General features: G+C 60.2%; 1 protein-coding gene. It reads left to right on the forward strand.

Annotation, left to right across the window (positions count from 1 at the left end):
- Positions 1-117 precede the first annotated feature (117 nt).
- Positions 118-2,223 carry an elongation factor G gene (gene fusA / locus HNO82_RS22020; protein ID WP_175345147.1) on the forward strand — a complete coding sequence of 702 codons (2,106 nt, stop codon included), beginning with the start codon at positions 118-120 and terminating at the stop codon, positions 2,221-2,223.
- The last annotated feature ends 189 nt before the right edge of the window (positions 2,224-2,412 follow it).

Consider the following 2,412-nt stretch of genomic DNA (forward strand, 5'->3'; position numbering starts at 1 on the left):
CACCACGCCTTCTGGGGGCAACGCATCTCACAGATTGAATGTGAACAGGCCCTAATCAAACATTAACCCGGCAGTACTGAATCCAGCATTTGACGGCACCCATCGAAAGGACATGCCATGAGCCGCAAGACCCGAATAGAAAACTACCGCAACATCGGTATCAGCGCGCATATCGACGCGGGCAAGACCACGACCACCGAGCGCATTCTTTTTTATACGGGTGTGAACCACAAGATCGGTGAAGTGCACAACGGTGCGGCCACCATGGACTGGATGGAGCAGGAGCAGGAACGCGGCATCACCATCACCTCGGCGGCCACTACGGCCTTCTGGAAGGGCATGGCCGGCAATTATCCCGAGCATCGCATCAACATCATCGACACCCCCGGTCACGTGGACTTCACCATCGAAGTGGAGCGCTCCATGCGCGTGCTCGATGGCGCGGTGATGGTGTATGACTCGGTGGGCGGCGTGCAGCCGCAGTCCGAGACCGTCTGGCGCCAGGCCAACAAGTACAAGGTGCCGCGCATTGCCTTCGTCAACAAGATGGACCGCATCGGTGCGGACTTCTTCCGCGTGCAGAAGCAGATCGAGGAACGCCTCAAAGGCAAAGCCGTCCCCATCCAGATTCCGGTGGGCGCGGAAGACCATTTCTCGGGCGTGATCGACCTGGTCAAGATGAAGGCCATCATCTGGGACGAAGCCAGCCAGGGTGTGCTGTTCAAGTATGAAGACATCCCGCTGGAGCTGGAGGACACCGCACGCCAGTGGCGTGATCACATGGTCGAGCAGGCCGCCGAGGCCAATGAGGAACTGCTGGAGAAATATCTCTCCGGCAATCCCTTGAGCGAAGACGACATCAAGCGCGGCCTGCGCCTGCGCACGGTGGCCAACGAGATCGTGCCGATGCTGGCTGGCAGCGCCTTCAAGAACAAGGGCGTACAGGCCATGCTGGATGCGGTAATCGACTACCTGCCCTCGCCCGTCGACGTGCCGGCCATCGCCGGGCATGGCGAAGATGACAGCGAGATCGAGCGCCATCCCTCGGACGAGGAACCGTTCTCGGCGCTGGCCTTCAAGATCATGACCGATCCCTTCGTGGGGCAGCTGACCTTCTTCCGCGTGTATTCCGGCATCGTCAATTCGGGCGATACGGTCTACAACCCGGTCAAGGGCAAGAAGGAACGCCTGGGTCGCATCTTGCAGATGCACGCCAACGAGCGCAAGGAGATCAAGGAAGTGTTTGCGGGTGACATCGCCGCTGCCGTGGGTCTGAAGGATGTGACCACCGGGGATACGCTGTCGGATCCGGAACATCCCATCATCCTGGAACGCATGATCTTCCCTGAGCCGGTGATCTCGCAGGCAGTGGAACCGAAGACCAAGGCCGACCAGGAAAAGATGGGCATCGCCCTGAATCGCCTGGCGCAGGAAGATCCGTCCTTCCGCGTGCATACCGATGAGGAATCGGGCCAGACCATCATGTCCGGCATGGGCGAGCTGCACCTGGAAATTCTGGTGGACCGGATGAAGCGCGAGTTCAACGTCGAGGCCACGGTGGGCAAGCCGCAGGTGGCTTACCGCGAAGCGATCCGCAAAGGCGTGGAAGATGTCGAGGGCAAGTTCGTCAAGCAGTCCGGTGGACGCGGGCAGTATGGCCACGTGGTGATCAAGCTGGAGCCGCAGCCTGCCGGCAAGGGCTATGAATTCGTCGATGCCATCAAGGGTGGCGTGGTCCCGCGCGAATTCATCCCGGCGGTCGACAAGGGTATCCAGGAGTCGCTCAAGGCGGGCGTGCTGGCCGGTTACCCGGTGGTGGACGTGAAGGCTACGCTGACCTTCGGTTCGTACCACGATGTGGACTCCAACGAAAACGCCTTCCGCATGGCCGGCTCCATGGCCTTCAAGGAAGCGATGAAGCGTGCCGGTCCGATGCTGCTGGAACCGATGATGCAGGTCGAGGTGGAAACGCCCGAGGAATTCATGGGCAACGTGATGGGCGACCTGTCGTCGCGGCGCGGGATGGTGCAGGGCATGGAAGACATCGTGGGCGGCGGCAAGCTGGTGCGTGCTGAAGTCCCGCTGTCGGAAATGTTCGGCTACTCGACCACGCTGCGGTCATTGTCACAGGGGCGGGCGACTTACTCGATGGAGTTCAAGCACTATGCCGAAGCGCCGAGGCAGGTGGTGGAGCAGTTGTCGGGTGGTAAGGCGAAGGGCTAACAGGTCTTGCCTGTCTTGTGAAGAAGCCGATGTATCTTGGGGCTGCATCGGCTTTTTTCAGACTCACGCTGATCGCACGAAGAAAAAAGCGCAAAAACAAAAACGCCCCATTCTTGCGAATGAGGCGTTTTATCTGGCGGAGCGGACGGGGCTCTCCTACACAAGCGCAGGCCGCGGAATCGCTTGCAA

Origin of the sequence: Herbaspirillum sp. C9C3 (genome assembly GCF_013359625.1) — a bacterium.
GTDB lineage: Bacteria > Pseudomonadota > Gammaproteobacteria > Burkholderiales > Burkholderiaceae_D > Herbaspirillum.